Origin of the sequence: Micromonospora sp. RTP1Z1, from assembly GCF_033804685.1 — a bacterium.
Taxonomy (GTDB): domain Bacteria; phylum Actinomycetota; class Actinomycetes; order Mycobacteriales; family Micromonosporaceae; genus Micromonospora.
On the sequence record NZ_JAPFQV010000012.1, the window covers coordinates 21,378 to 45,161 of the forward strand.

At 72.5% G+C, this 23,784-nt stretch carries 37 protein-coding genes; all 37 read left to right on the plus strand.

Features of this window, described 5'->3' with window-relative positions; all coding sequences use genetic code 11:
• The first annotated feature begins 56 nt into the window (after positions 1-56).
• The 37 genes from SLP03_RS08945 (at position 57) to SLP03_RS09130 (ending at position 23,783) form a co-directional block, all read left to right on the plus strand.
• Positions 57-275 carry a helix-turn-helix domain-containing protein gene (locus tag SLP03_RS08945; RefSeq protein ID WP_319460056.1) on the plus strand — a complete coding sequence of 73 codons (219 nt, stop codon included), beginning with the start codon at positions 57-59 and terminating at the stop codon, positions 273-275.
• 103 nt (positions 276-378) lie between these two features.
• On the plus strand, positions 379-636 hold the full coding sequence (locus tag SLP03_RS08950; RefSeq protein WP_319460057.1) for a hypothetical protein: 258 nt from the start codon (positions 379-381) through the stop codon (positions 634-636).
• A gap of 188 nt (positions 637-824) precedes the next feature.
• Positions 825-1,361, plus strand: a complete 537-nt coding sequence (locus SLP03_RS08955) for a hypothetical protein (RefSeq protein ID WP_319460058.1) — start codon at positions 825-827, stop codon at positions 1,359-1,361.
• Positions 1,358-1,519 (plus strand): hypothetical protein, encoded by a 162-nt coding sequence (locus SLP03_RS08960; RefSeq protein ID WP_319460059.1) that lies wholly within the window; start codon positions 1,358-1,360, stop codon positions 1,517-1,519. Before SLP03_RS08955 ends, SLP03_RS08960 begins: the two co-directional genes overlap by 4 nt.
• Positions 1,516-1,908, plus strand: coding sequence for a hypothetical protein (locus SLP03_RS08965; RefSeq protein ID WP_319460060.1), 393 nt, complete (start codon positions 1,516-1,518; stop codon positions 1,906-1,908). Before SLP03_RS08960 ends, SLP03_RS08965 begins: the two co-directional genes overlap by 4 nt.
• A 100-nt stretch (positions 1,909-2,008) precedes the next feature.
• Positions 2,009-2,878, plus strand: coding sequence for a sigma-70 family RNA polymerase sigma factor (locus SLP03_RS08975; protein ID WP_413644491.1), 870 nt, complete (start codon positions 2,009-2,011; stop codon positions 2,876-2,878).
• Positions 2,875-3,378 carry a hypothetical protein gene (locus SLP03_RS08980; RefSeq protein WP_319460062.1) on the plus strand — a complete coding sequence of 168 codons (504 nt, stop codon included), beginning with the start codon at positions 2,875-2,877 and terminating at the stop codon, positions 3,376-3,378. The genes SLP03_RS08975 and SLP03_RS08980 overlap by 4 nt, the downstream gene beginning before the upstream one ends.
• Complete coding sequence (locus tag SLP03_RS08985; RefSeq protein WP_319460063.1) at positions 3,371-3,607, plus strand: hypothetical protein; 237 nt, start codon at positions 3,371-3,373, stop codon at positions 3,605-3,607. The genes SLP03_RS08980 and SLP03_RS08985 overlap by 8 nt, the downstream gene beginning before the upstream one ends.
• Entirely contained in the window at positions 3,604-3,843 is a 240-nt protein-coding gene (locus SLP03_RS08990; RefSeq protein ID WP_319460064.1) for a hypothetical protein, read from the plus strand. Before SLP03_RS08985 ends, SLP03_RS08990 begins: the two co-directional genes overlap by 4 nt.
• Positions 3,840-4,364 (plus strand): hypothetical protein, encoded by a 525-nt coding sequence (locus SLP03_RS08995; RefSeq protein ID WP_319460065.1) that lies wholly within the window; start codon positions 3,840-3,842, stop codon positions 4,362-4,364. The genes SLP03_RS08990 and SLP03_RS08995 overlap by 4 nt, the downstream gene beginning before the upstream one ends.
• Complete coding sequence (locus SLP03_RS09000; protein WP_319460066.1) at positions 4,361-4,879, plus strand: hypothetical protein; 519 nt, start codon at positions 4,361-4,363, stop codon at positions 4,877-4,879. The genes SLP03_RS08995 and SLP03_RS09000 overlap by 4 nt, the downstream gene beginning before the upstream one ends.
• The gene (locus SLP03_RS09005) at positions 4,876-6,168 is read left to right on the plus strand and encodes a helix-turn-helix domain-containing protein (protein ID WP_319460067.1); all 1,293 of its coding nucleotides are present in this window, start codon (positions 4,876-4,878) and stop codon (positions 6,166-6,168) included. The genes SLP03_RS09000 and SLP03_RS09005 overlap by 4 nt, the downstream gene beginning before the upstream one ends.
• Complete coding sequence (locus SLP03_RS09010) at positions 6,161-6,349, plus strand: hypothetical protein (RefSeq protein WP_319460068.1); 189 nt, start codon at positions 6,161-6,163, stop codon at positions 6,347-6,349. The genes SLP03_RS09005 and SLP03_RS09010 overlap by 8 nt, the downstream gene beginning before the upstream one ends.
• 6 nt (positions 6,350-6,355) lie before the next feature.
• Positions 6,356-6,544: a hypothetical protein gene (locus SLP03_RS09015; RefSeq protein WP_319460069.1), complete on the plus strand. Its 189-nt coding sequence runs from the start codon at positions 6,356-6,358 to the stop codon at positions 6,542-6,544.
• A 26-nt stretch (positions 6,545-6,570) separates the two neighbouring features.
• Complete coding sequence (locus tag SLP03_RS09020; protein WP_319460070.1) at positions 6,571-6,873, plus strand: hypothetical protein; 303 nt, start codon at positions 6,571-6,573, stop codon at positions 6,871-6,873.
• Complete coding sequence (locus SLP03_RS09025; protein ID WP_319460071.1) at positions 6,873-7,583, plus strand: histone-like nucleoid-structuring protein Lsr2; 711 nt, start codon at positions 6,873-6,875, stop codon at positions 7,581-7,583. Before SLP03_RS09020 ends, SLP03_RS09025 begins: the two co-directional genes overlap by 1 nt.
• A 3-nt stretch (positions 7,584-7,586) precedes the next feature.
• On the plus strand, positions 7,587-7,931 hold the full coding sequence (locus tag SLP03_RS09030) for a hypothetical protein (protein WP_319460072.1): 345 nt from the start codon (positions 7,587-7,589) through the stop codon (positions 7,929-7,931).
• Positions 7,924-8,598, plus strand: a complete 675-nt coding sequence (locus tag SLP03_RS09035) for a hypothetical protein (protein WP_319460073.1) — start codon at positions 7,924-7,926, stop codon at positions 8,596-8,598. The genes SLP03_RS09030 and SLP03_RS09035 overlap by 8 nt, the downstream gene beginning before the upstream one ends.
• Positions 8,599-8,715: 117 nt before the next feature.
• Positions 8,716-9,888, plus strand: coding sequence for a hypothetical protein (locus SLP03_RS09040; RefSeq protein WP_319460074.1), 1,173 nt, complete (start codon positions 8,716-8,718; stop codon positions 9,886-9,888).
• Complete coding sequence (locus SLP03_RS09045) at positions 9,881-10,075, plus strand: hypothetical protein (RefSeq protein ID WP_319460075.1); 195 nt, start codon at positions 9,881-9,883, stop codon at positions 10,073-10,075. The genes SLP03_RS09040 and SLP03_RS09045 overlap by 8 nt, the downstream gene beginning before the upstream one ends.
• A complete protein-coding gene (locus SLP03_RS09050; RefSeq protein ID WP_319460076.1) occupies positions 10,072-10,794 on the plus strand; it encodes a hypothetical protein in 723 nt (240 codons plus the stop codon). Before SLP03_RS09045 ends, SLP03_RS09050 begins: the two co-directional genes overlap by 4 nt.
• On the plus strand, positions 10,787-11,278 hold the full coding sequence (locus tag SLP03_RS09055; protein ID WP_319460077.1) for a hypothetical protein: 492 nt from the start codon (positions 10,787-10,789) through the stop codon (positions 11,276-11,278). The genes SLP03_RS09050 and SLP03_RS09055 overlap by 8 nt, the downstream gene beginning before the upstream one ends.
• An 860-nt stretch (positions 11,279-12,138) precedes the next feature.
• On the plus strand, positions 12,139-12,738 hold the full coding sequence (locus SLP03_RS09060) for a helix-turn-helix transcriptional regulator (protein WP_319460078.1): 600 nt from the start codon (positions 12,139-12,141) through the stop codon (positions 12,736-12,738).
• Positions 12,725-14,293, plus strand: a complete 1,569-nt coding sequence (locus tag SLP03_RS09065; protein WP_319460079.1) for a hypothetical protein — start codon at positions 12,725-12,727, stop codon at positions 14,291-14,293. The genes SLP03_RS09060 and SLP03_RS09065 overlap by 14 nt, the downstream gene beginning before the upstream one ends.
• 12 nt (positions 14,294-14,305) lie before the next feature.
• Complete coding sequence (locus tag SLP03_RS09070) at positions 14,306-14,506, plus strand: hypothetical protein (RefSeq protein WP_319460080.1); 201 nt, start codon at positions 14,306-14,308, stop codon at positions 14,504-14,506.
• Positions 14,503-15,687, plus strand: a complete 1,185-nt coding sequence (locus SLP03_RS09075) for a phage portal protein (RefSeq protein WP_319460081.1) — start codon at positions 14,503-14,505, stop codon at positions 15,685-15,687. Before SLP03_RS09070 ends, SLP03_RS09075 begins: the two co-directional genes overlap by 4 nt.
• Complete coding sequence (locus tag SLP03_RS09080; RefSeq protein ID WP_319460082.1) at positions 15,684-16,361, plus strand: HK97 family phage prohead protease; 678 nt, start codon at positions 15,684-15,686, stop codon at positions 16,359-16,361. Before SLP03_RS09075 ends, SLP03_RS09080 begins: the two co-directional genes overlap by 4 nt.
• A 146-nt stretch (positions 16,362-16,507) precedes the next feature.
• Positions 16,508-17,896, plus strand: a complete 1,389-nt coding sequence (locus SLP03_RS09085) for a hypothetical protein (protein ID WP_319460083.1) — start codon at positions 16,508-16,510, stop codon at positions 17,894-17,896.
• A 134-nt stretch (positions 17,897-18,030) separates the two neighbouring features.
• Positions 18,031-18,270 carry a hypothetical protein gene (locus SLP03_RS09090; RefSeq protein ID WP_319460084.1) on the plus strand — a complete coding sequence of 80 codons (240 nt, stop codon included), beginning with the start codon at positions 18,031-18,033 and terminating at the stop codon, positions 18,268-18,270.
• Between the two features lie 58 nt (positions 18,271-18,328).
• Entirely contained in the window at positions 18,329-18,874 is a 546-nt protein-coding gene (locus SLP03_RS09095; RefSeq protein WP_319460085.1) for a head-tail connector protein, read from the plus strand.
• Positions 18,874-19,356: a hypothetical protein gene (locus tag SLP03_RS09100; RefSeq protein ID WP_319460086.1), complete on the plus strand. Its 483-nt coding sequence runs from the start codon at positions 18,874-18,876 to the stop codon at positions 19,354-19,356. Before SLP03_RS09095 ends, SLP03_RS09100 begins: the two co-directional genes overlap by 1 nt.
• A gap of 10 nt (positions 19,357-19,366) precedes the next feature.
• Positions 19,367-19,612: a hypothetical protein gene (locus SLP03_RS09105; protein WP_319460087.1), complete on the plus strand. Its 246-nt coding sequence runs from the start codon at positions 19,367-19,369 to the stop codon at positions 19,610-19,612.
• Between the two features lie 2 nt (positions 19,613-19,614).
• Positions 19,615-20,604 (plus strand): phage tail tube protein, encoded by a 990-nt coding sequence (locus SLP03_RS09110; RefSeq protein ID WP_319460088.1) that lies wholly within the window; start codon positions 19,615-19,617, stop codon positions 20,602-20,604.
• Between the two features lie 3 nt (positions 20,605-20,607).
• Positions 20,608-21,120, plus strand: a complete 513-nt coding sequence (locus tag SLP03_RS09115; RefSeq protein WP_319460089.1) for a hypothetical protein — start codon at positions 20,608-20,610, stop codon at positions 21,118-21,120.
• Positions 21,117-21,482 (plus strand): hypothetical protein, encoded by a 366-nt coding sequence (locus tag SLP03_RS09120; protein WP_319460090.1) that lies wholly within the window; start codon positions 21,117-21,119, stop codon positions 21,480-21,482. Before SLP03_RS09115 ends, SLP03_RS09120 begins: the two co-directional genes overlap by 4 nt.
• 23 nt (positions 21,483-21,505) lie before the next feature.
• Positions 21,506-21,646, plus strand: coding sequence for a hypothetical protein (locus SLP03_RS09125; RefSeq protein WP_319460091.1), 141 nt, complete (start codon positions 21,506-21,508; stop codon positions 21,644-21,646).
• Between the two features lie 4 nt (positions 21,647-21,650).
• Positions 21,651-23,783 carry a hypothetical protein gene (locus SLP03_RS09130; RefSeq protein ID WP_319460092.1) on the plus strand — a complete coding sequence of 711 codons (2,133 nt, stop codon included), beginning with the start codon at positions 21,651-21,653 and terminating at the stop codon, positions 23,781-23,783.
• Position 23,784 lies beyond the last annotated feature (1 nt).

A 23,784-nucleotide genomic window follows, 5' to 3' on the forward strand; every position in this document is an offset into this window, starting at 1 on the left:
AAATCATCCGAACGGATGAGGTGGTGCCACGCAGGGCAGTGCGCTACGGTAGTGCCATGCGTGACAGTGCGGAACAGACAGATGCCACGGTCGGCACCGACGAACCGCTGGCTTGCACCGTCCGTGAGGCTGCGCGGCTGCTGTCCGTGGGCACGCGGAAGGTCGAATACATGGTCCAGTCCGGCGAGCTGAAGTCCATCAAGATCGGACGCGCCCGCCGGATTCCTCGCAGCGAGCTGCTCGCGTACCTCGAGAAGCTGCGGGCCGTCGCATGAGCTGGGGCAAGCCCAAGCCCCCGCCGCCACCCCGGCCATCGAAGCCGCCGAAGCAGCCCAAGCCCAGCAAGCCCGCCAAGCCGCCGAAGAGGAGGGGAGTCCTGTGAGCCACCCCCAACCGCAGCCCGGCCCGAGCCGCCACTACCGCGTCACGCCGGCCGCCTATCTCGACGTCGAGGGCCGGCGCGACCGCGCCAAGGCCGCCGCCATCGCCGGCTCGTACGGCCGCTCGGCGTCGCCGATGACCGGCACCCGCCGCCTCGCCGCCTATGTCCGGCAGTCCAACCGGGCGGCGTTCACGCCGCGCCAGTGGCGCCGGTACGTCCACAAGGCCAACCGGTCCGCGTCCGGCGCCGCCTGAGACTCCGGCCCACTTCCCCAGGCCGTGGGTGGGGGCGGCGGCCGCGCCGACCGCCGCGCCCCCCGCCCACCCACAGCACCTGAGAGCAGCAGCGCAATCCGATCAGCAAGGAGGGGCCACAGCTGCTGGAACAGCCGTGACCCCGGATCTCTACCCGCACCAAACCAGCCAGGAAAGGAACGGTCGAGATGAACAACGTACCTGCCGCCCCCGAGGTGGCGCAGCAGCAGACGGCCGGGATCGTGTCGGCGGCCGCCGCCGGCCAGCCGGCGCTGATCCGGATCGCCCGCGCGAACATGCTCCGGGCGATCTACCGGGAGTGCTTCGCCGTCGACCGGGACGCGCTCCCGGCGCCGCGGGCGGTCCGCTTCGATCCGCGCGGCTCGGCGCTGCAGCTGGACTTCGACACCCCGGTCCAGGCGCAGGCGTGGGCGGGGCGGCTCGGCGGGCTGCGCTCGGCCCGGAACTGGGCGATGGTCGGCGCGACCGGGTACCACGCGGTCGTCGTCTGGCGGGGTGTCCTGGTGGACCTGGTCGCCGTGGTCCCGGCCGCCGTCGAGCACCGCCACGTCGGTGGGGCGGGCGGTGCGCCCGGCGAGTGCAGCGCTGAGTGCGCCTGCGGCGTCACCTTCGACGGCTTCGACACGATCGCCGAGGCCAGCGCCCTGCTGGACGACCACATCGCCAAGGCGACCGGCGTGCAGACCAGCGCGGTGCCGGCGTGACCGGGCAGGCCGTCGAGCGCGGCGCCGAGCAGTTCCGCTCGCCGGAGGTGTCGGGCCGCTGGGCCGGCGCGAGTGACGCCGAGCAAGCGGTCCTGTTGCGGCAGGCCCACGCCGACGCGATCAAGGAAGACCGCGACCGCCAGGCGGTGTCGGCGTGACGGGCGCGCGGCGCATGAAGAGCGGCGACGGCGTGGTGGTCGACGCCCTGACCACCGACGGCCAGGCTGCGGTGGAGATCCTGGGTGGTGGGCCTGCGCGCTTGACCGTCCTACCGGCCCGGGGCACATTCCCGGCTTCCGTCGACCTCGACCCGGAGAGCGCCGGCGCGCTGGCCGCCGAGCTGCTCCGGCTCGTGGGCGGTGACGCCCTCCAGCCGGTCGCCTTCCCCAGCGGCGAGCAGCTGTACGTCCACCCCTGCAAGAACGTGGAGTGGTGGCACGAGCCGACGCAGGGCCCGATCAACAGCCAGGGCTGCGACGCCTGCGAGTCCGCGCCGGCCCCGGACGCCTGGCGGCCGGCCTTCACCCGCGCCGGCGGTGCGTCGTGATCGACGCGATCGTGCAGGGCGCCCGGGACGCAGCCGGCGAGGTGGCCGGCCTGGTGCTGCTCGTCGCCTTGGTGTGGCTGGCCTCGTGGGTCTGCCGTAGCTGGGACCGGGCCGTGGCGCGCCGCCGGCGGCGGGCGATCGCCGAGGCCCGGGTCCTCGCCGCCATGCCGGCGTGGGTGACCCCCGGGATGGTGTGGGTCCGCGACGGCGAGGTGATCGGCTACCGCTGGCTGGGCTACTGCCCGCCGAACCCGGGCGACGACATCGCGCAGCTGCGCGCCCTGGAGTCGATGATGGTGCGCTCGCGTCGGGCGGGTGTCCGGTGACCGCCGCGGTGCTGCCGGCGCGGGTGCCGGCCCAGGCCGGCCCGCCCGCCGCCGAGCAGCTCGACCGGGGCCCGTCGTGGGACCTGGTGGTCGCGGCGCAGGCCGGCGACCGGGACGCCTTCGGCGAGCTCTACGAGCGGTACGAGGGCAAGGTCTTCCGGTTCGTGTCCTTCCGGTGCGGCAACCGGCAGCTGGCCGAGGACCTGACCAGCGAGGTGTTCGTCCGCGCGCTGCGCCGCATCGACCAGTTCACCTGGCAGGGCCGGGACATCGGGGCGTGGTTCGTCACGATCGCCCGGAACCTGCTGGCCGACCACTTCAAGTCCGCCCGCTACCGGCTGGAGACCAGCGTCGCGGACTTCCTCGACCCGGCCTCCGGCGTCGACCGCACCGACCACACCCGTGAGGGCGACCCGGCCGGCGCTGTCGTCGACTACCTGACCAACGTCGAGCTGCTCACCGCCGTCCAGCAGCTCACCCCGCAGCAGCAGGAATGCATCGTCCTGCGCTTCCTCAACGGCCTCTCGGTGGCCGAGACCGCCCACGCCATGGGCAAGGAAGAGGGCGCGATCAAGGCCCTCCAGTACCGGGCGGTGCGCTCCCTCGAGCAGCGGCTGCCCGCCGGATTCAAGGAGACCCGATGATCAGCGACCCGTCCGCCCTCGCCGCAACCGTGTCCGCTGCCCTGCTCACCGGTGTGGCCGTCGGCGCGATCCTGACCGGCCTCGCCAACCGCGGCCGCGCCGCCGACGACGCCGAGCGCGCCGGCCGCGCGTTCCGCGAGCTGCGGGACCTCGCCCGGGCGTGCGCCGACCCGGTGCACCTGGCCCGGCTGATGCGCGGCGCCGGCGACATCTGGGACAACCTCCGCCCGGACGGCCTCGCCCTGGACGTCACCGCCCCGGCCCCACTCACCCCGGAGTACGCGCACCGGTTGGTCGACGCGTACGCCACCGGCCAGCCGCTGAACTTCGCCGGCTGCTGGGTGCCGCCCGACATCCAGGGCCGACTGCGCGCCATCATCACCGCCGCCCGGCCGGCCACCACGGCGAGCCGGCCGGCCACCGGCGGCCCGATCACCCAGCCGACGCCGCCGCTGTCCGTGGGCGGACTGCTCATCCGGCCGAGGACCAGCGATGGGTGACCCGCCGCCGGTCCTGTGCCTGGACTGCTCGACGCCGTGCCGCAGCCCGCTGTCCCGGGCCCGCCGGGTCGGCTCCGGCTGCTGGCGCAAGCGCCGCCGAAAGGCCCGCGCTCAGGCCGTCCCGGTCGCGCTGCCCGGCCTGTCCGGGCGAGGCGCCCGGGCCGGCCAGGACGGCCCGGACCTGCTCGACAGCCAGGCCGTCGACCCGGACCAGGACGGTGCGCTGTGACGAAGAGCCCGACGCCGCGCCTGTGCCCGGGATTCGACCCGGATCCGGAGCTGGGCACCGACTGGAACGGCCGGCAGATCTGCCGCCACTGCCAGCGGCCCGGCGAGCCCGGCGACCCCGGGCACACCCCGCCGCCGCCCCCCACCCCGAAGGAACTGCCGCCGGCGTTCGCCGCGGCGGCCCAGGCCCGCGACGCCGCGATCCTCGGCGAGCGCGACCGAGAGGACTACCGGTGACCCACCCAGACGAGATCGGACAGCAGGACGCCCACCGCGGCCCCTACGGCCACGCCATGCGGCTGACCTTCCCCCTCATCCCGCAGCTCTCCCAGACCGTCGACGGCTGGCTGCTCACCGCCCCGCCGTACCACCCGCTGTGGTCGCAGTACTCCATGGCCGTGGTCCGCCTCGACGACGACGCGCCCGGCTTCCCGCCGCCGTACCACCAGTTCCCGGGCACCACCCACGAACTGCTGGTGATGGCGCTCAACCCCGACCGCGGCACCCAGACCGCCGACACCATGGCCGGCTACGCCGAGACCGGCACCCTGCCGTACCTGACCCCGGTCAACCACGCCCACCAGTTCATCGCCGGCGACGAAGAGCTGCGCCAGCTCGCGTCCTGGGCCGCGTGGGGCGTCGTCAACGGCCACCTCAACCCGGAGACCGCTGACGCGCCGACCCTCATCCGGGAGGCCTGGCTGGCCAGCCTGACCCAGACCCTCGCGCACATCCGAGGGGAGGCGCACGCCCGATGACGAAGCGACTGCTGACCGACGCGGAGCTGCGAGCCGCCGCCGCACTCCGGCCCGGCTACGCCACCTACCCGGAGTACCGGCCGGGCCAGCCGGAACGGCTCGGCCTCCTGCCCGCCGTCGACGGCAGCCGGCGCGGGTCGACCGTCGCGCTGGGCTTCACGGCGGCGCCGGAGGTGCCGGCCGCGCCGGCGCCGGGGATCGTCGTCCTGGCGGCCCGCCTCGGCGTCGAGCACTGCGCCCACGTCGCCGCCACCGAGCTGAAGCGCGCCCAAGAGGTGCTCGATGCCCGCCCGCCGGTGCCCGCCGCCGAGCCGGTGGCGGTCACGCTGGTGGCGCTGCCGGAGTCGCCCGTCTTCGACTTCCAGCCGTGCCTGATCAGCGAGCGGCCGTGGTGGCGGCGCCGCTGGCACTGGGCCGTCATGGCCGTCGGCGCGCGCACCTACCACGGGTACGCGTGGACCGAGGCCGGCGCCCGCCGCCGGACCGCCCGCGCTGCCCGGCGGGCCGCCCGGTGACCGGGGACGTGGCGGAGCTGATCCCGTCGACCGAGCCGATCGCGCGGGCCCGGGCGGCCCGGATCCGCGAGGGCATCCACAACTACCTGGAGACCCTGGCCGAGATCGCCCTTGCGTGGGAGCGGCGGGACTGGCAGGTCCTCGGGTACGCCGACTGGCAGGCCTACGTGGACGGCGAGTTCGGCGCGGAGCGGCTGAAGCTGCCGACCGAGCACCGGCAGAAGGCGGTGGCCGAGCTGCGCCTGGCCGGCATGAGCCAGCGCGCGATCGGCACCGCCCTCGGCGTCGACGCCGCGACCGTGACCCGAGACCTGCGAGGTGTTGCAGATGCAACACCTGCCGAGGTGCGCGGCGTGGACGGCAAGACCTACGCCGCGACCCGGCCGGCCCCCGCGCCGGCCGCGCCGGCCGCCAGCCCGGAGCCGGGCGAGCAGGTGTGGATCGCGACCGCCCCCAAGGGCAGCGCGGCCCACGCCCTCAAGTCGGCGGCGTTCACGAGATGCGGCCGGGCGACCCGGACCGGGCTGACGCTGACCGCCCGGCAGTCCGTCGAGCGGTGGGAGGCGACCTGGTGCCGCCCCTGCTGGCCGGACCAGGAGACCACCCGTTTCGCGGCGGGTGACACGGCCCTCGCCGGGCCGGCGGACGAGGCCGACGACCCCCCGGCCTCCCGCGAAGCCGGGGCGGAGATTCGCGGCTCCGCCCCGGCAGGCACCACCCCCGAGACGGCCGCCGAGGCTTGTACCGACCCGGCGGATGGAGCGGCTACCGCATCCCCCCAAGACGCGGGTGACGTCGCTCCAGCTCCCGCCCCGCCGCCGGCTTCCCCCGGTGGCGGGGCGGGGGTAACCCCCGACGCCGAGGCGCTCACCGTGGAGCAGGTGCGCCGGCTGCGGGCCGTCTTCGAGTGGGCCCGGGCCAGCCTCGCCCGGCACCCCCGGTACGCCCACAACGGCCGGGGAAAGCCTCGGGCGCTCTGCAGGGAGTACGTCATGGGAGAGCCGCGCCCCCGGGCGCCGAGGGGCTTCTCCGCGACGGCGCAGGACCTGGTGGCGCACGTAGAGGTGTCCTGGTATCCCGACGGCGAGCTGGAGCTGGTCTACCGGTCCGACCGCTACGTCATGGCCGACCCGTCGCTGTACGTGCCCGGCGTCGACGAGGGCCTGGACATGCTCTGCGCGCTGGGCATCCTGCCGGCTCGCTTCTCCCGGCAGTACGCGCTGGGCGTCCAGGTCGGCATGCGGATCGGCGACGCGATCGACGGCGAGCTGGTGGCCACCGATGGCTGACCCGCAGCCGGGCCTGTGGCTCGTCGCGAGCACCGCGCTGGTCCGGCCCGTGCCGGCCGGCGGCCGCTACCCGCACATCTGCGGGAGCACGGTCTTCGCGACCAGGTCCGGCCAGCCGTACCGCTACCGCGGGCGCGACTGCGCCGCGTGCCCGCAGGCGCCCTCGGGCGCGGCGGGGTGAGAGGCCGTGACGAAGGACGAGCTGATCGCCGAGCTGATCGTGGAGCGGTACGCCCCGCTGCCGCCGGCGCCGGTGACACCGCAGCCGATGGTGCGCGCCCCGGCCGACCGGGCAGCCCCGCCGCCGCCCCCGCCCGTACGCCGCCGGCACCTGCGGGTGCTCGACGGCGGCCCGACCAAAACCGCGGCGGCGTGACCGCCGAGCAGGAACGGAGACACCCGATGGAGATCGCCCTGGACGCCGAGCAGGTGCTGCTGCTCGTGGCCGTCGACCAGAAGCGCGTCCACACCGACCCGCGGTACACCGCCCCGGACTTCGAGCGGGACCCGGGCCCGCCCCTGGTCCTGAAGCGAGCCACCCAGCGCCTCGCCCCGCTCAAGCGGATGCGGCTGGTGGAGCTGGTCGACGAGGCCGAGGCCGACCGGTACGGGGTGCGCCTCTACCGGCTGACCACGATCGGCGAGCAGGTCCTGGCCGAGGTCCGCGACCTGGAGACGGCCGCCCGCGCCGAGGCTGGCGCCTGATGCCCGCCGCCGCGCCTGTCCCCGCGATCACCAGCCGCACCCAGTACGACGTGCTGCGGCTGTTCGTGGAGGGCAAGACCGAGATCGAGATCGCCGACTTCACCACCCTGGCCCAGCGGGTGGTGACCCGGACCATCAACGAACTGTGCGCCGGCGACCTGGATCTGGCCCGCCAGATGGTGACCGCCCACGAGCGGCGGGCCAGCATGGTGGCCGCGGCCCAGGGCAGACCGGGCGTGCCCGGTATGCCACGCACCACCCAGGTGCCGCCGCTGCCCGGTCAGGCGTCCACCAACACCGCGGCGGACCCCCGACCGCCGGACGTCCTGGCCGCGCTGCTCGCCGCCGCCGCGGCCTCGCCGAACCGCCGCACCCAGACGCTGGGCACGAAGGTCCGGGCGCTGGTCGACGACCTGCGCGCCGAGCTGCGCCGGGAGTCGCAGGCCGCCGAGGCGCAGCGCCGCGTCGACGAGCTGGCCGCCGAGCTGGAGCGGGCCCGCGAGCGACTGCGGGCTGCCAGCGGCCGGCCGGCCCGGCCAGCCACCCCGCCCGCCGGCGAGCGGCCGACGGCGCCGGAGGTGCCGGCGAAGACCGTGCGGGCGTGGGCCCGCGATCACGGGGTGGACGTCCCGGCGCTCGGGAGGGTCCCGCGCGCCGTGATGGACGCCTACCTGAAGGCCAACCCCGGCCACGACAGCGGAGGGCAGTAGCCGATGGGAACGAAGATCAAGGGAACCTTGCCGCCCTGGGAGGTCAACGGCCTCGGGCAGATCCGGGAGCAGCTGCTGGAGAACCCGGAGGGCCAGCACGTCGCGATCGTGGTGCTCGACTGCGTGAGCATCAAGCACGACGTGGTGGAGGGTGACCTGATCCCTACCCCGACGATCCGGCTGCTGCGCATCGAGCCGGAGACCGACCCGGACGCCGCCGCGCGGCTGCTGGCGTGGGCGAAGAAGCTGACCGACTCCCGGATCCCGCCGCCGGCGCCGACGCTGCCCGGCATGGACCTGCGCGACGGCGCCGGCCTGCACGCGGTGGGAGGTGGCCAGCGTGGCTGACCTGCAACCCCAGCCCTTCGTGCAGCGGGAGCCGATGTCCGTCACCGCGATGCCGTGGCGTCCCGACGATCCCGCAGCGAGAGACGCCCTGATCGGATGGCTGACATCGATCGATGTCAGCTTCGACCTCGATCTCAAGACCCGGTCCGGAGAGCCGGCCACCCTGAAGATCAAAGGTCACCCGGTGGTTGCCCAGCCCGGCTGGTGGATCGTCCGACGTGACTCCGACGGCTTCACCTATCCGCTGGCGGCGGACCAGTTCGCCAGCTTCTACGCGGCGCTGTGTCCATGCGCGTCCGACCCGACCGCGGCGTGCGACTTTTCCCCAGCCGATCACCCCTCGGAGACGCGCTCGGCGCTGTGCGAGGACGTCGAGCGGGACCGGGACCAGCTCGCCGCGGTGTGCGCCGAGATCGGCGACCTGCTCAGCCCGACCGGCGAGCGACCGGAGGAGGCCCTCGGCACCCTCGCCGGCGACGTGGCGCGGCTGGCCGAGCAGCGGGACGCCGTGGCGGCGCTCGCCGGCGAGATCCTGCGCGAGTTCACCCAGCACGGGCACCCCGGCCGGCCGGCCACAAGGACGGGCTGGGTCTGGACCGAGACGGTCAACGGCTGGCGCAGTCGGCTGGCCGAGCTGTCCCCGCCGCCGGATCCACCGGCCGGGTAACGGCGGCCCGCCCGCCGCTCCGCCCTTCGCTCAACGCTCGGCGCGGCCACCGACCTGGTGGCCGCGCCGAGTGCTACCGGGAGAACCATCGATGTTGATCACTAAGGCGGTAGCCGGTTGACCTGGCTGAAGTCCAGCGACACGAGCGGGATGAACCCGCGCGTGCTGGCCCCGCTGGCGTGGCAGCGCGGCCCGGACGACGACGTGGACGGGTGGGACCTGCGCCTGCCCGCCATCGCCGGCCTGGCCTGGCTGTGCGCCACCTACTCCGCCGCCCAGGAGACCGACTACGTGGTGCCCGACGCCACCGTGGCCCTCTACGGCGGTCCCCAGTGGCAGCGGCTCGCCCAGTGGGTGGAGCGGGCCGGGATCTGGACCCGGGTCGACGGTGGCTGGCTGCTCGCCGACGACTCCGAACACCTGTTCCACATCCGGCTCAAAGCGGAGGTCGCCTGGGAGCGGCAGCGGAAGAACGACAACGGCAACCCCGCGCTGACCATCCCGGTCCGGATGCGCGACGGCGACGGCTGCCGCTACTGCGGCCGCGTCGTCAACTGGGACGCCCGCAAGGGCGGCCTGGCCGGCACCTACGACCACCGCAACCCCGGCCGCGGCGCCCAAGGCCCCGACGACCTGGTCGTCGCCTGCAACCAGTGCAACGGGCGGCGCGGCAAGGACCCGCACCCCGAGCGGTGGCACCTGCTCCCCGCCCCCGCCAAGCCGTACTACGGCGAGCTCAGCGTGGAGCACCTGGCCAAGCACGGCTACCAGGTGCCGCTGAGCACCAACCCGCGACCCGCCGGCCTGCCCGACGGCCCCCGCATCGACGACCCGCGACCCGGCGACCAGCCGGCCCCCGCACTCGCACCGCCCACCCGGCGACCCGGCACCCGGCCGGACCACGCCACCGGCGACCCGGCACCCGGCCGGACCACGCCCACCCGCCGCGACCCGGCCACCAGCCGGACCCCGCACCCGAGCGCGACCCCCGCCGAGGGACACCGCGCCGCCACCACCCGCGCGACCCCCACCCAGGGACACCGCGCCCAGCGCGACGGGACCACCGGCCCCACCCCGCGCCCCACACAAGATCAACACCGCGCGGTCGGCCGATCATCGGCCGATCCGGCAGAACCCAAGCCTCCAGGATCTGGAAAGGCCGGGTCGGGTCGGGACGGGTCGGGCGCTCCCACCCCCACCCCGACGAACCGCAAGCGAGGACGAAGAGGCCGCCGCGGTCGCAGCTCGCCCCCGCCCACTCCACCGCAACCCAAGGACCACCATGGCTGACCCCCCCGACGACCAGGACAAGACCAACCCCACGGAGGTGACCATCACCAGCCCCGGCATCACGGTCACCATCAAGTCCCACGCCCCGCTCGACGAGGTCACCACCACCGCCGAGCAGGTCCACCAGCGCACCGCCCAGCGGTGGGCCGACGGCCGCCGTCCGGCCGGATTCGGCGGGGCGCCGTGACCCGGCACCTGGTGGTCGCCGAGATTGCCGGGTACGCCCGCGAGCTGGCCGAGTCCTACTGGACGCAGACCCCCGCCTACTCGAAGACCCGAGGCGGCCGGACCAAGCTGACCGGCGTTCACCGGACCAAGCAGGACGGGCTGCTGGTCCAGCTGGCCGAGGTCGCCGCATATGGAGTGACGTCCACCGACGACGTCCACGGTGCCCGGCCGGTGCCGCAGTCCCGTCCCCCGGGCACCTGGGAGGCCCTGGCGCTGCACAGCACGATCAGCACCGACGCCGCCCGGTGGACGTGGAACCTGGAGCTGGCGGCCCGGGACACGGTGCAGGGTCACGTCCTGCAGCTGGCCGCGGCCGCCGGCGAGCCGCGAGTCCTCGACGACGACGTGACCGAGGCGTTGGCCGGGGCAATGCGCGGGTGGCACGTGCGGGCGCAGGCGCTCATCGGTTGGGTCACCGCCCCATACCAGCCGCGGGCGTCGTGCCCGGTGGTGACGTGCGGACGGCGGCACACGCTGCGCGTCGACGTCGCCCGGCGTGCGGCGTACTGCACCGGGTGCCAGTCGATCTGGGACGACCGCGACGGCAGCATCCGGATGCTGGCCAAGCACATCGAGGCCCAGACCAACAGCCGGGCGGTGCAGGCCGAGCGGGTCCGGTCCGGGTACGCCGGTCGTGGCGGTGCCTGGTCGGCTGAGGAAGGATCGAACCATGGATGAGCCGCACAACGAGATCGTGACCTCGTTCCGGATCATCGACATGGCGCGCGCCCTGGACTTCCCGCTGATGCCGTGGCAGGAGGACGTGATCATTCGCCATGGCGAAGCTCGGTACGCGCAGCAGGAGCGCCAGGCGCTGCCCAAGCCGCACGTCTGCGACACCCCCGACACCGGCCTGCCCGGCGACGAGTGGACGTGCCCGGAGTGCGGGCGGCTGTGGTGGGCCGACGAGGTGGAGTCAGACGGCGGCGTGTTCATCGAGTGGCGGCGAGTCCCCGACCGGCCCCGCGCTACCACGACGAGCGACGACCTGAGGAGCGAGCGTGAACGCAGATCGCCTGTCGGTGTTCGCCCGGTGGAGCTTCTGTGCCGGGTGGGCTCTGGGTATCGCCGCGGTCACCCTGGCTCGGCTGCTCGACTGGTCCGACCTGGTGGGCGCAGCTGTCGCCTTCGGCGTGCCGCTCTCTGCCTTCTGGGTCATTGATCGGATCGCCCGCCGACTTATCCGGCGAGCCCAGCTTGCCAAGATGTCCGATTCCGGTGCATGATCGCGGTGCAGGAGTATGCCTGCACCACGATCTACCGTTTGCACACAGGAGCCAGGGCACCAGCCCTGGCAGGCGAACGCCCCGGCCCCCCGTGCCGGGGCGTTCGTCGTACACGGAGGTGAAGCGGTGCGCTACAAGCTCGACTACTGACGCGTGCGACTCCGCGAAGCGCCAGAGGGGATCATCGGTCGTTTCCGTTGCCTGGTCCTCCACCGCCACAACATCACCTGCCGGGGGCGGACCTACCACTACTGGCGCAGCCGCACTCCACACCACTACAGCCATGGGCCAGGCCCGAATGGCTGCCGTCGCTGGAGGTAGCAGCGCCGAGAGGCGAGGCAGAGTGGCAGCGCGTACGGCGGGGCGCAAGGGCCGGCCGTGGCGGCGGATCCGGCAGCAGGTGCTGCAGGACCACCACGGGATCTGCCACATTTGCCTGCACCCGGGCGCCCTGCAGGTCGACCACACCCCGCCTCGCAAGACGCTGGTGCGCCTCGGCTTGGACCCAGGCAACCCGAGGTACCTGCGTCCCGCTCATGGCAGCGGAGGCAAGACGCCCAACCCCTGCCCGACCTGCAACCAGAACTGCAACCAACGCAAGGGTGCGAGGGCCAAGCCAGTGCCACAGACGCCGCTGATCACATCGCGTCGATGGTGATCGGTCAAGCAGAGGCCGCAGGCCTCTGACCTGCGGAAACAGGTGTCGATCTTTTTAGGATCGGGCCCCGGGAGACCCCACGCCTTCAGCTCCCTTTTTTTCTCCCCGAAGGGGCTCTGACCTGCGGAAATGGTCGATATGACGCAAGATCAGACCAGTGGGATCGCGTCGCTGATCAGCGACGTGATCGGCCAGCGGATCCGTGATCTGCGCGAGCGGGCCGGCATGTCCCGGGAGGACCTGGCGGCCGCGGCGTCCGAGGCCGGGGCGCCGGCCGGCCTGACCGGCACGGTGATCCGGTTCCTGGAGACCGGCCGGCCCGGCCGGGACGGGCAGCGCACCCGCTACTTCACGCTGGACGAGCTGGCCGCGCTGGCGGCCGGGCTCGAGGTCACGCCGATGGAGCTGCTCGGCGACCAGGCGGTGCTCTTCGTCGGCCAGGCGGGCCGACCGGCCGCGTGCCCGACGTGCGCAGCCGGTGTGGGCGAGATGACCCGGGTGGTCCGCGAGGACGTGGACAAGCTCGGCGAGCTCGGCGAGCTGGAGCCGACGCTGGTGGCCACGGCGCTGCGGCTGGCCGGGGCGATCGACGGCGCGACCGGTGAGGCCGCCGCCCGGCTGCACCTGCTCACCCGGGAGCTGCGCGCCACGGTGGAGCAGCTGACCGCCGCTCGCCGGCGGGACGAGCCGGACGACGACGATGAGGACGAGTTCGGCGACCTCGATGCCCCCGAGTGAACGGGACCGGGCGGAGATCTACGCCCGGTACGGCCTGACCTGCCCGCCCCGCTACGCGACCCTGCGGAACTTCGACAACCCGACCTACGGTGGGAAGGTCGCGAAGATCGCCCGGGCGCTCGGCACGCCGCTCATGCCGTGGCAGCGCTACACCGCGGACACCGGCCTGGAGATCGACCGCCGGACCGGGCTGTTCGTCTACCGCAAGCTGGGTGTGCGCGTGCCGCGCCAGTCGGGCAAGACGTCGCTGATCCTGCCGGTGGCCTGTCACCGCGGCATGGCGTGGCAGCGCCAGCGGATCCTCTACGCGGCGCAGAACGGCACCGCGGCCCGGGAGAAGTGGGAAGACGACCAGATCCCGCTGATCGAGGGCTCGCGGCTCGCGCCCCTGGTGCACATCCGCAAGGCCAACGCCCGCGAGGCGTTCATCTGGAAGAAGACCCGCTCCATCCACAGCCTGCAGGCCAACACGGAGAAGGCCGGGCACGGCAAGACCCTGCACCTGGGCAAGGCCGACGAATACTTCGCCCAGGTCGACTACCGCATCGAGGCCGCCTGGACCCCGGCGATGATCACCGTCCCGGACGCGCAGATGTGGTGGTACTCCACCGCCGGCACGTCCAAGTCGGTGCCGCTCAACGACGAAACTGAGCGCGGCCGGGCGATCGTCGAGTCGGGAGAGCCGTCCGGCACCGCCTACTTCGAGTGGGAGGGCGAGCCGGGCGCGGACTACACCGACCCACGGGTGTGGCTGTCGTGCATGCCGGCGCTGTGCCCGGAACCCGTCGACGGGCTGTGCCGATGCTCCAGCGAGTGGCGGCACACGGTCACCCCGGCGACGATGCGGGCCGAGTTGGAGGCCGCGCAGGAGAAGCCGGCGAAGCTGGCGGAGTGGCTGCGCGCCTTCATGAACTGGACGCGCGACGACGACGACGTGGCGGCCGACCCGAACCTGCCGTCGGTGGAGGCATGGGACCTGCTCGCCGACGCGAAGGGCGGCCCCGGGGACGTGGTCGCCTTCGCCATCGACATCACGCCCATGCGCGACCATGCGTCGATCTCGGTGGCGGGCGTCCGGCCGGACGGGATCCGGCGCACCGAGCTGGTCGCCCACGGAGAGGGCACCGACTGGATCGTCGGCCGGGTGCGGGAGCTCAAGGAGCGGCACAACCCGGTCGCGTGGGCGATCGACGAACGCTCGCCGGCGGCGACCCTGAAGACCCCGCTGCGGGACATCGGCATCAAGCCGATGGGCGCGGTGCCGCACCGCAGCGGGCTGTGGATCCTGTCGACAACCGACTACGGCGCGGCGTGCGCGTCGTGGGCCGACGCCGTCAAGCAGGGCACGCTGTCGCAGCCTGGCGAGCCGCGGACGAAGGCGGCGCTCGCCGGCGCCCGGACCCGGCCGCTGGGCGACGGGGCGTGGGGCTTCGGCCGCAAGCCGTCCGGCGGCGCGGACATCAGCCCGCTGGTGACCGACGCGATCGCCCTGGCCGCCTACGAGCGGTACAAGGACCTGGGCCAGGACTACGACCTGCTGGATTCCATCGGGTGACGGGAGGTGACCATGCCGATCAAGCTGCTGACCGACCTGCTGGACGTGCTCGGGCTGCTGCTGCTCGCGGCCGGCGCCGCCGCGGCGGTGTTCCCGTTCATCGGCTGGGTGGCGCTGCTGCTCGCCGGCGTGGTCGTGCTCGGAGGGTCGCAGCTGGCCGACGCCGCGCACACCGCCCGGAACCGAACCCGACGGCGGGGTGAGCAGCCGTGAGCCTGTTCCGCCGGCGGGAGGCCACGATCACCGGCCCCGACGGGGACATCCCGTCGCGGCCAGCTCGCAAGCCGGGCCACGTCCACGTCACCAACGACAGTGCCATGCGCCACTCGGCGGTCTGGGCGTGCCTGCGGCTGCGGGCCGACATGGTCTCGACCATGCCAGTCGACGTGTACCGCCGGGTCCAGGGCGTACAGGTGGAGGTGCCCAAGCCGCCCGTGCTGGTGAACCCGGGCGGCGAACGGGTGGACATGCCGGAGTGGCTGTACTCCAGCCAGGTCGACCTGGACCGGGCCGGCAACGTCTTCGGCGTGATCACCGACCGAACCGGCGTCGTGGGCCCGGACGGCCGCGGCCTGCCGGGGCGCATCGAGCTGGTGTCGCTCGCCGACGTCGTGGTCCGGGCCAAGGGCTCGCAGATCACCGAGATCCGCATCGGCGGCGAGGTGTACAAGGGCGACCGGCTGGCGGACATCTGGCACGAGAAGCAGTTCACCCTGGCCGGTCTGCCGCTCGGGCTGTCGCCGGTGGCCTACGGCGCCGGCGCGATCGAAGAGTCGCTGTCCGCGCAGCAGTTCGCGCTGGATTGGTTCGGCGGGTCCGCGATCCCGGCGGGGGAGCTGAAGAACGTCGAGAAGGTGGTGCCGCCAAAGGAATCCGCCGCTATCAAAGAGCGGTTCCGGGCCACGGTGTCCGCCGGCGACGTCTTCGTGCACGGCAAGGATTGGGAGTACAAGCCGATCCAGGCGGTGGCCGCGCAGACCGCGTTCATCGAGTCCCGCCAGTTCGGGCTGACGGACATCTCGCGGTACTTCGGCTGCCCGGCGGACCTGATCGACGCCGCGGTGGCCACCGGGTCGATCACGTACGGGACGATCACCCAGCGGAACCTGCAGTTCCTCATCATGAACCTGGACCCGCCGGTGACCCGCCGGGAGACCGCGCTCGGCAAGCTCACCCCGCGGCCCCGGTACGTGAAGCTCAACCGGGGCAAGCTGCTGGCGATGGACCCGGAGACCCGGTCGCGCACCATCAAGACCCGGCTGGACTCGAGGGTCCTCACGCCCACCGAGGCCCGGGCACTGGACGACCTGCCGCCGCTGACCGATGCGGACCTGGCCGAGTTCGATCGGGTGTACGGCGTACCCCGCACACAGCCGACGGAGGCGAAAGCATGACCACCACCACCCGGGACGTCGCCGCCGCGGCGGCGGAGCGCGCCCAGCACGTCCGCCAGCGCGCCGACCGCCCGTCGCAGCGCCGCTCGGCCGAGCACCAGGGCGCCCGGGCCGTAGTCCGGGCGCAGCTGGTGGAACCGCAGCTGCGCGACGCCGCCGGCGACGGCGGGATGCTGGAGTTCACCGGGCACGCCTCGGTGACCGAGCGGGCCTACGAGATGTGGGACTGGTACGGCCCCTACACCGAGGTCATCTCCGCCACGGCGTTCGATGACACCCTCGCCCGCGCCGACCTGGACGTACCGCTGGTGCTCGGCCACGACCAGCTGCGCCGCATCGCCCGCACGACCACCGGCACCCTGGACCTGGCCATGGACGACACCGGCCTGCTGGTGGTCGCCCGGCTGGACCCGACCGACGTCGACGTGGCGTACATCGCCCCGAAGCTGCGCGCCCGCCTGGTCGACGAGATGTCCTTCGCCTTCCGCATCGAGAGCGGCACCTGGTCGCCGGACTGGACCCAGTTCCGCATCGACCAGGTCGACATCCACCGCGGCGACACCGCGATCGTCGGGTACGGCGCCAACCCCGCCACCGACGCCGGACTGCGCCACGCCCGCTCGGACGCGTCGCGCGCCCGTGCGCTGCTCGAGCTGGCCATCGCCGGCGCCTGAGAGACCACCACTGACCACCCCGCGCACCCGCACGGGGCATTCCGCCCTGCTCTGCCTCGCACGAGTCCACCCGGCGCCGCGGCCTCGGGTAGCCGTCTGACCTGGACGGGCGTCCACCGATCACCTCACCGAAACGGAGAAGAGCGATGACTCTTGCCGAGCTGATCGCCCGGGCGCAGGAGACGCTGCGTACCGCGATCGCCACCCGCCAGGCCGCGCAGGACCAGCTGACGGCCCTGCGGTCGGACCCGAACCTCACCGAGGACGCCGTCACCGAGCGCCGGCAGGCGCGTGACACCGCCGACGCCGAGGTCACCCGCGCCCAGAAGTCGCTGGACGAGCTGCTGGAGGAGCAGCGCCGCGAAGAGGAGATCGCGGCCCTGTCGGCCCGCACCGAGCCGACCGGCACCCGAGCGCCGGCGTACGACCGGGTTGCCCGGGTCGGTGCTGAGGAGCGCACCTACCGGCAGGACCAGGATCCGCGCGGCGGAGCATTCGAGCGTGACGTCGCCGCGGCGTTCCTCGGCGACTACGAGGCCCGCGACCGGCTGTCCCGGCACATGCAGGAAGAGCGCACCATCCGCGGTGACCAGCTGCGCGCGGTCGGCACCGGTGCGTTCTCCGGCCTGGTGGTGCCGCAGTACCTGACCGACATGTACGCCCCGGCGGTGGCGGCGAACCGGCCATTCGCCGACGCCATCCGCGGGCACGAACTGCCGGCGCAGGGCATGACGGTCAACATCTCTCGGATCACCACGTCCTCGAGCGTGGCGAGTCAGGCTTCCGAGAACACCAACGTGTCCGAGACCGACATGGACGACACCCTGCTGACCATCCCGGTGCAGACCGCGGCCGGCCAGCAGACCATGTCCCGGCAGTCGATCGAGCGGGGCGCGGGCACGGAGCCGATCGTCATCGACGACCTGTTCCGCCGCTACGCCACCAACCTGGACGGCACCCTGATCAACCAGGCCAGCACCGGCCTGTCGGCGGCCGCCACCGCGGTGACCTACACCGACGCGACCCCGACCACCGCCGAGCTGTACCCGAAGGTGATCGAGGGCCTGTCCGGGGTGGAGGCGGCGCTGCTCGACCAGGCGTCCGGGGACAACCTCGCGGTCATGCATTCCCGGCGCTGGTACTGGATGCAGAACGCGATGGGCAACACCTACCCGCTCATCACCCAGCCCGGCGTGGTGGCGCAGACCCTCGGCGCGAACTACGCGGAGGCGTACGGCCGCGGCGTGCGCGGCATCCTGCCCAACGGCACCCCGGTCATCGTCGACAACAACATCGCGACGAACCTCGGCGCCGGCACCAACGAGGACGAGATCTACCTCGGTGACCGCAACGAGTTCCACCTGTGGGAGGACCCCAACGCGCCGATGTACATCCGCGCGGAGCAGGCCAAGGCGGCCAGCCTCGGCGTGCTGCTGGTGGTCTACGGCTACTTCGCCTACACCCACTCGCGGTACCCGCACGCCCGCAAGATCTCGGGCACCGGCCTGATCACGCCGACGTTCACCGGCGTCTGATCCACCCGGCAGGCATCCGGCCGGTCAACGGTCGGATGCCTGCCGGACCGATCGACGGCAACCCGCCTACGTCAACCCGAGCAACTGCCGCGGCCAGCGGCACCCGACACCGATCCGAGCGGAAGGACGTCGCGATGAGCAGCGACAAGAAGATCAACGACCCGAACCCGGCCGGCACCGCGGAGGCGCTGGTGCACGAGCGCGCCGGCCTCGCCCGCCGGGCGGACGCCGCCGGCGACGACGCGGCCAAGAAGCGGTTCACCGACCGCGTCGCCCAGGTGGACGAGCAGCTCAAGCTGCGCGGCTACAACTCCAAGGGCGAAGCCCTGAAGGCCCCGCAGGGCCGGCAGAACCCGCCGCAGCAGACCACCTGACGGCGCGCGCCGGCAACGAACCTGTCTGGACCCGAACCGCTGGAGGTGGGCCGTGACCGTGACCGACATCGTGACGGTCGATGAGGTGAAGAAGCACCTCAACATCGAGCTGACGAACACCACGCAGGATGACGAGCTGCTCGGGTTTATCGAGTCGGTCACCGACGTGATCGAGCACGTGACCGGCCCGGTCGTGCCCCGGTCGATCACGGAGGTCCACGACGGCGGGGTGGAGGCGCTGGTGCTCCGCCGTCGGCCGGTGCTGTCGGTGACGTCGGTAACGGAAGACGGCTCTGCGGTGGGCGTGGACGGGTACAAGCCGTCGCTGGCGGCGGGAGTGCTGTACCGGTCGTCGGGCCGCTGGTCCGGTGGCCGGTGCGCGGTCACGGTCGTCTACCAGGCGGGGCGGGCGTCGACGCCGGCGAGCATCAAGCAGGCCGCGAAGGAGCTGGTGGCCTTCAACTTCCGGCCGCAGCAGGGCGGCAACAGCAGCGTGTTCGATGCCGACGGCGCCGCCGCGCCGGAGGTCATCCTGGGCTTCCTGGTGCCCAACCGGGTGATGCAGATGCTGACCCCGAACGATCAGTTGGACGGATTCGCCTGATGGCCACCTCCAGCATTCCCGCCGCCGTCGACTACCTGGTGGCCACCGCCCGGGCGCTGACCGGCCTGCCACAGCCGCTGGCGGAGGCGCTCGTCGTCTCCGACGGTTTTCCCGCCGGCGCCGGCGCTACGGCGTTCGCGGTCGGCATCATCCCGTACGACGACGGCGACACCCCCAACGAGGTGGTGCACGGCCAGCTCGGTGCGCAGATGGAGCGGGAGTTCTACGAGGTCCCGTGCGAGATCGGCGTCCTCGTGGGCGGCGGCGAAGAGGCCACGAAGGCGGCCCGCGATCAGGCGTTCGCGATCTACAACGCGTTCGTCACGGCCGTGCGCGCCGACCGGACGCTCGGCGGGGCGCTGCATTCCGGTGCCGGGCTCGTCACGCGTATGCGCATGGAGCAGACCGCCACGCCGGAGGAAGCCGGCAAGGGCCGGATCTGCTCAATCAAGTTCGTGGTCCGCTGCGAGAACCGGTTCTAGGAGGGGCGTTGTGGCGAGGGTAAAGCAGCCGTTCGGCGAAGAGCGGTTCGTGCCGTGGATCGGCCGGATCGTCGAGCCGGGCGAGACCGTCGAGGTGCCTGACGGGGACCTCGTGAACTACCTGGAGGCCGGCTGGCAGCCGGGCCAGGACAAGGAGACCAAGGCGCTGGTCGACGCGCTCCGCAAGGAGCAGGACCAGGCCGATGAGCAGCAGCCGCAGGGCGAGACGCCCGCCGCGACCGGTAAGGAGTCCTGATCGTGGGAATCGGATCTGGGCTGGGCCACTCCTTCGGCATGGTGGCCGAATCGACGTACGGCACCTATGTGGCGCCGACGCGGTTCGTCGAGGGGACCGCGAAGCTGCAGAAGCAGAAGCAGACCTACCAGGGTGGCGGCATGGCCGCCGGCCGGATGGTGCAGCCGGGCGGCCGGCGGTACGTCACCACGAAGGGCGCGTCGGGCACCATCGAGGGCGCCGTCTACAGCAAGGGCATGGGCCTGCTGCTGAACGGTCTGCTCGGCGGGACGGTCGCGCCGGTGCAGCAGGGCGCGACCGCGGCGTATCTGCAGACGCACGCGCTGGCGGACCCGTTCGGCAAGTTCTACACCATGCAGGCCGCGGTGCCGGACCTCGGCGGCACGGCCCGCCCGTACACGATGCTCGGCGCGCAGGTCACCTCGCTGGAGCTGTCGTGCGAGAAGGGCGGGGGGCTGGCGGCGTCGTGGTCGGTGGTGGGCCGGGACCTGTCGGAGGCGCAGACCCTCGCCGCCCCGTCGTACCCGACGTGCAACGAGTTCCACTTCGGCCAGGCGGCGCTGAAGCTGGGCACGTTCAGCTCTGAGGCGACCGTCGACGGGGTGCGGAAGGTCAGCGTGACCATCGACCGGTCCCGGCACGACGGCGGCCCGTACATGGGAAACCAGGGCCTGCGGTCGCAGGGCGTCATCAACGACTGGGCGAAGATCAGCGGCACGATCGAGGCGGACTACCTCGACAAGACCGTCTTCGCGGACCGGTTCGCCTCCGACGCGCCGACGGCGCTGGTGTGGGAGTTCGTGGGCCCGCTGATCGCGTCGACGTACTTCGAGACGTTCCGCGTCAAAATCCCGATGATCTTCTTCGATGGGGACACGCCGACCGTGGACGGCCCGGACGTGGTCAAGGGCTCCTTCCCGTTCGCCGGCCAGTTCGACGGGACCAACGCAGCCGTGAGCGTCGAGTACATCTCGACCGATCTGGCCCTCTAGGTCATGGCGGTGGAGGTGCGCGGCGCCGACCGGTTCCGGGTGGTCGCCCGCCGGCTACGCACCGCGGCGGACCGCAAGGACCTGACGCGGGAGCTGCGCAAGGGGATCCTCGACGCGGTGCCGGAGCTGAAGGACGCCGTCAAGAGCGAGGCGCACGCGTATCTGCCGGATCGGTACGCGGGCGAGCTGGTGCCGTCGCTGCGCATGACCACCTCGTCGACCTTGACCGGCGACCAGGTGACGGTGCGGATCTCGGTGACGGCGAAGGGGAAGGGCGGGCACGCTCGGCAGGTCGGCGCCCTGGAGGACGGGGACCTGCGCCACCCGGTGTTCGGCCGGACGCGGGCACTGAAACGCCACGCCGTGCACAAGGCGACGTCGCGGGTGAACCCGTGGGTGAACCAGAACGTGCGGGCCGGGTGGGTGTCCAAGCCGATGCTGGCCAGGCAGCCGGCGGTACGTAAGCAGATCGAGGCGGCGGTGGACCGGGTCCTCGACAAGATCACGGGAGCGTGAGTATGACGACCATCCGGGTGCGCCTCGACGACGAGGACCGCAAGCGGTACGGCGACGGCGACCCGCTGCCCGAGCAGCTGGTGTTCGACACCGAGAAGCTCAAGGACCTGCCGTTCGCGGAGCTCTACGAGCTGGAACGCGAGATGGACCTGGCGATCGCGTCGGTCACGCCGCTGTTCGAGGCGCCACTGAGCAAGCAGGCGATCGTGCGGCAGGTGGTCGCGTACCTGGCGGTGCGGCAGGCCGGCCAGAAGGTCACGTTCGAGGACTTCCAGCCGCGGCTGCTGCGCGCCGAGTTCGTCCACGAGGAGGCCGAGGCCGGCCCCCCGGCTGGCCCCTCGGGGGGTTCCTCCGAGGGCTGACCGTCGGCGGGTTTCTGGGCACCGTGGAGCCGTGGTTCACGTTCGAGGCGCGGGTGCCTCCGGCGGAGCTGCGCCGCCTGACGGTGCGGCAGATCCGCGCCCACCTGCTGTGGTGGGAGTCCAACCGGGGCCCCCTGGAATGGGCCAAGTCTGATCGGGGGTGACGCGGTGGCAAAGGAGCGGGTCGAGTTCGATGTCGTCGGCCGTGACGCCGGCGGCAGCAAGGCGTTCAAGCAGGTTGGGGACGCGGCGGAGAAGGCCGCCGATCAGGTCGATGACCTCGGCAAGGCGTCGGCGAAGGCCGGCGACGAGACCGAGAAGCTGGGCGACAAGGTCAAGGCGTCCGGGGACAAGACCGACGACGCAGCCGGCCAGTACCGCGGGCTGGCGCACGAGATCGAGCAGGTTGAGGGCAACGTCCGCCGGCTGGCCTCCGAGATCGACCGGACCGGCAACAAGGACCTGTTCAAGGATCTCCGCAAGCAGCAGTCGGAGCTGCGGAAGCTGACCAAAGCGAAGGATCTGCTCGACGTCGACAGGCTGGGCGACGAGGCGGCGCACGGCTTCGCGGCCCGGTTCGGGGCCCGCCTCGGGCCGGTGATGGCGTCGATGCCGCTCGAGGGAGCCGGGGCGGCTGGCGCCGCGCTGGGTGTCGCGATGGCTCCCACCCTGCTGGCCGGACTGTCCGGCGCGGTGGTCGGTGGTGCCGGCATCGGCGGCATCGTCGGCGGTGCCATCCTCGCGGCGCGCGATCCCCGGGTGAAGGCTGCCGGCGCGGATCTCGGTGAGTTCATCCTTGCCGATCTGGAGCAGCGTGCGGCCGGCTTCGTGCCGGTGATGTTGTCCGGCATCGACAAGGTCCGCGCCGGGTGGATGGACGCCGGGTCGGACATCAGCCGGATCTTTGAATCCTCACGGCTCGTGGACCCGCTCGTGGACGGCATGGTGTCCGGTGGCAAGAAGTTCATCCATGGCGTGGCGGACGCGGTAGATAAGTCGGAGCCGGTGGTGGCCGCCTTCGGTCGCAGCTTCGACGCTATCGGGCAGTCCGCCGGTGATTTCTTCACCAAGCTTTCCGGTGACGCGGACGAAGGCGCGTCCGCGATCGATGATCTCACCGCATCCGTGAGCAAGTTCATTGAGACCGCCGGGGTGATCATCCACGCGGGCGCGGCCGTCAAGGGGTGGGGCAACGAAGTAGACGTAGCGATCGACAAGGGTCGTTACTGGATGGAGGACAGCAGCGGTTTCGCGGACATCTTCCACCGCCTCGGCGGTCAGCTCGACCTGACGGCGGACGGGTTCAAGAAGGGCAGCAAGGAAGCCGAGGCGTACCGCCAGGCCACGCTCGGCACGGCTACTGTGGCCGACTTCGCCACGCTCAAGCTCGCCGGGAAGACGGACGCCGAGATCGCCGCCGCGGACGCCTCCGGCACCTACCGGGGCAAGATTGACGAGGTCAACAACGCGCTGGGTCGCACGGGGCCGGCAGTGCAACCCGCCATCGAAGGTGTCCGGTCGCTGAAGGACATCCTCGACGGCTTCGCCAACGAGACCGTCGGCCTGCGTGAGGCAAACCGCGGCTTCGAAGAGGCCGTCGACAATGCCACGGAGTCCGTGAAGCGCAACGGTCACGCGTTGAGCGACGGCACCGCGAAGGGCCGCGCCAACCAGGAAGCCCTCGACGGGATCTTCAAGGCCACCCAGCGGAAATCGGCAGCGACCCTCAAGGCGACGGGCGACCAGGAGCAGGCGAACGCGGTCACCCTGGCCGGGCGCACGGCGTTCCTGAAGGCCGCCGCCGCGATGCACATGGAGGCGGGGAAGGCGCAGGCACTGGCCGACTCGCTGTTCGGCATCCCCAACATCACCCGAACCGTCAAGATCAATGTCGTCACCAAGTATGAGACGCACGGCTCCGCCCAGGGTGAGCACCACATTGGGCAGGGGACGCTACTCAAGGGGCTTAGCTCCGGCGGCATGGTCCTCGGGCCCGGCCCGAAGGGCGTCGACTCCGAGCCGCGAATGCTCGCCCCGGGCGAGGGTGTCCTGACGGCCAAAGAGGTGGACGCGCTCGGCGGCCCAGCCGGGTTCGAGCAGCTGCGCGCCGCGGTGCGTGGTGGGCGGACCGCTCTGCCGGCGACTGCCGCGGCCAGCCGATCCGGCGGTGCCCGGGCGGGCGGCGGTGACGCCGCGCTGGCCGCCCAGATCGGTGCCGAGGTCCGCCGGGCGCTCGCAGCTCTGCCGATCGTGCGCATCGACGCGGGTCGCACCGCGGACATCTACTCACGGACGGGGTGAG